This is a genomic window from uncultured Caballeronia sp. (assembly GCF_964243625.1).
GTDB lineage: Bacteria > Pseudomonadota > Gammaproteobacteria > Burkholderiales > Burkholderiaceae > Caballeronia.
On record NZ_CAXTGZ010000715.1, the window covers coordinates 1 to 2,887 of the forward strand.

At 59.6% G+C, this 2,887-nt stretch carries 5 protein-coding genes; all 5 read left to right on the forward strand.

Translation table 11 applies throughout. The features are described from left to right. Positions 1 to 477 (forward strand): aminotransferase class I/II-fold pyridoxal phosphate-dependent enzyme (locus ACFFAR_RS29805; RefSeq protein ID WP_375509074.1); only part of this gene is annotated, 477 nt, incomplete at its 5' end. A 29-nt stretch (positions 478 to 506) separates the two neighbouring features. Next, entirely contained in the window at positions 507 to 1,094 is a 588-nt protein-coding gene (gene hisB, locus ACFFAR_RS29810) for an imidazoleglycerol-phosphate dehydratase HisB (RefSeq protein ID WP_056355581.1), read from the forward strand. 50 nt (positions 1,095 to 1,144) lie between these two features. After that, positions 1,145 to 1,765, forward strand: a complete 621-nt coding sequence (locus tag ACFFAR_RS29815) for a MarC family protein (protein ID WP_062000440.1) — start codon at positions 1,145 to 1,147, stop codon at positions 1,763 to 1,765. 19 nt (positions 1,766 to 1,784) lie between these two features. Further along, positions 1,785 to 2,435 carry an imidazole glycerol phosphate synthase subunit HisH gene (hisH, locus tag ACFFAR_RS29820; RefSeq protein ID WP_375509075.1) on the forward strand — a complete coding sequence of 217 codons (651 nt, stop codon included), beginning with the start codon at positions 1,785 to 1,787 and terminating at the stop codon, positions 2,433 to 2,435. Between the two features lie 155 nt (positions 2,436 to 2,590). Then, the coding region (locus ACFFAR_RS29825) for a HisA/HisF-related TIM barrel protein (RefSeq protein WP_375509076.1) at positions 2,591 to 2,887 on the forward strand (297 nt) is incomplete at its 3' end.

Sequence of the window (2,887 nt, forward strand, 5' to 3'; positions counted from 1 at the left end):
TGGCTGCCGCGCGCTGCTGATTTCGACAACGTAGTCGTGATGCGGACGATGTCGAAGCTCGGTCTGGCGGGTATTCGCCTGGGTTATCTGGCGGGCAAGGCGTCATGGACCACGGAATTCGATAAAGTGCGCCCGCCGTACAACGTCAATGTGCTGACGCAGGCGGCCGCGGATTTCATGCTCGATCACCTCGACGTGCTCGATGCCCAGGCCGCCGAACTCCGTGCCGAGCGCACGCGTCTGGAAGACGCAATCAAGGCGCTGCCCGGCGCGACGGTTTTCCCGAGTGCCGGCAACTTCCTGCTCGTTCGTGTTCCCGATGCCGCCGCCGTCTTCGAAACCCTCCTGACATCGCGGGTTTTGATCAAAAACGTGAGTAAAATGCATCCGTTATTGGCAAATTGCGTGCGTTTGACGGTTGGATCGGCGCAAGAGAACGCGCAAATGATCGCCGCTTTGAAACTCGCGTTGCACTGAATTCTCTTAAAAGTCCCGAAGGAAATACCATGCGCATTGCGGAAGTCGTTCGCAACACCAGCGAAACGCAGATCCGTGTGAAGCTCGATCTGGATGGCACCGGCAAACAAAAACTTGCGACCGGCGTGCCGTTTCTCGACCACATGCTGGACCAGATCGCGCGTCACGGCCTGATCGACCTCGACGTCGAAGCGCATGGCGACCTCCATATCGACGACCATCACACGGTCGAAGACACGGGCATCACGCTGGGCCAGGCGGTGGCGAAGGCAATCGGCGACCGCAAGGGCATTCGCCGGTACGGCCACTCGTACGTGCCGCTCGACGAAGCGTTGTCGCGTGTCGTGATCGACTTTTCGGGCCGTCCGGGCCTGGAATTCAACGTGCCGTTCACGCGCGCGCGCATTGGTACGTTCGACGTGGACCTGACCATCGAATTCTTCCGCGGCTTCGTGAATCACGCGGGCGTAACGCTTCACATCGACAATTTGCGTGGCATCAACGCGCACCATCAGGTGGAAACCGTCTTCAAGGCGTTCGGGCGCGCGCTGCGCATGGCCGTGGAATTGGACGAACGCGCGGCCGGGCAGATTCCATCTACCAAGGGCAGCCTCTAAAGCCGGATAAACGCCACGGTTTGCACCATGCAACGCCGTGACGGCCCGCGATGAACCTACTCAAATCGTTTATATCCCTGCTCGCGCTGATCAATCCGGTCGGCGCGATTCCGTTTTTCCTGAGCCTGACAACCGAAATGTCGCGCTCGGAAAAAGCGGGCACGATCCGGATCGCGTCCATTTCGGTGTTCTGCGTGATCGCGGTGACGGCATTGCTCGGACAGCAAATCATCGCGTTCTTCGGCATTTCCGTAGGATCGCTTGAAGTCGGCGGCGGGATCATCATGTTGCTGATGGCAATCAACATGTTGAACGCGCAGACTGGCAACGCGCGCTCCACGCCGGAAGAGCGGCACGAAGCCGAGATCAAGAACAGCATCGCGGTCGTGCCGCTGGCCATTCCTCTTCTGACGGGGCCGGGTTCGATCAGCACGGTAATCATCTATTCTGCAAGCGTGGCGCACTGGTACGACCGCATTGGTCTCGTCATGATTGGCGGCGTGCTGGCCGTGTTGTGCTACGGCGCGATGAGCCTGGCCGAGCCGATCGCAACCTGGGTCGGCCGAACGGGTATCAACATTGGTACGCGGCTGATGGGTCTGATGTTGTCGGCGCTGGCGGTCGAATTTATCGTCAATGGATTGAAGGCGTTGATCCCCTCCCTGAAATAGCGTTGTTTTAGTGACTTCGATGAAAACTTCGATAGCAATCGTGGATTACGGCATGGGCAACCTGCGCTCCGTGTACCAGGCGCTGCGCCATGCGGCGCCGGAAGCGGACGTGGCGATCGTCGAGCAGCCGGAAGCCATTCGTGCGGCCGACCGGATCGTGTTGCCGGGACAGGGCGCAATGCGCGACTGTATGGCGCATTTCAGCGCGTCGGGCTTGCAGGAAGCCGTCATGGAAGCCGCGCGGAACAAGCCGATGCTCGGCGTGTGCGTGGGCGAGCAAATGCTGTTCGACTGGAGCGAGGAAGGCGGCACTGACGGCACGAATGGCCTGGGTCTCGTGCCGGGCAAGGTCGTGCGTTTCGATCTGGAAGGGCAGTTGCAGGACGACGGTTCGCGCTTCAAGGTCCCGCAAATGGGCTGGAACCGTGTGCGTCAGGCGCAGCACCACCCGATCTGGGAAGGCGTGCCTGACGACTCGTTTTTCTATTTCGTGCACAGTTATTACGGTGTGCCGGACAACCCGGCGCACACGTCCGGCGAAACCCTGTACGGGGCGCCTTTCACGTCCGCGATTGCCCGCGATAACCTCTTCGCCACCCAATTCCATCCGGAGAAGAGCGCCGATGCCGGATTGCGCCTGTACCGTAACTTCGTTCACTGGAATCCGTGATGTCTGCGCGGCGTAATTCTGACGTTTTGGCTTATGCCGTTTGCAGCCGTGACGTGCGCATTACTTGTACTACACTAGCGAGACGGTAGGCGAAAAGCGGCGCTCCGCCCAGATTCGCAATCGTTCGATCAACCCTTTCCTTTAACGCTATTTCTATGTTGCTCATTCCGGCCATCGATCTAAAAGACGGTCAGTGCGTACGCCTCAAACAAGGCGATATGGACCAGGCGACCATTTTTTCCGAAGATCCGGCGGCAATGGCCCGGCTCTGGCTCGAGCGAGGCGCGCGGCGGCTGCATCTCGTCGACCTGAACGGCGCATTTGCCGGCAAGCCTAAAAACGAAGACGCCATCCGCGCGATCATCAAGGAAGTCGGCAGCGACATCCCGGTGCAGCTCGGCGGCGGGATTCGTGACCTGAATACCATCGAACGCTATCTGGACGATGGTCTG

Excerpts from the sequence above, each read along its gene's own strand:
- hisB (WP_056355581.1), top strand. The coding sequence starts at position 507 with ATGCGCATTGCGGAAGTCGTTCGCAACACCAGCGAAACGCAGATCCGT.
- hisH (WP_375509075.1), top strand. The coding sequence starts at position 1,785 with ATGAAAACTTCGATAGCAATCGTGGATTACGGCATGGGCAACCTGCGC.
- ACFFAR_RS29815 (WP_062000440.1), top strand. The coding sequence starts at position 1,145 with ATGAACCTACTCAAATCGTTTATATCCCTGCTCGCGCTGATCAATCCG.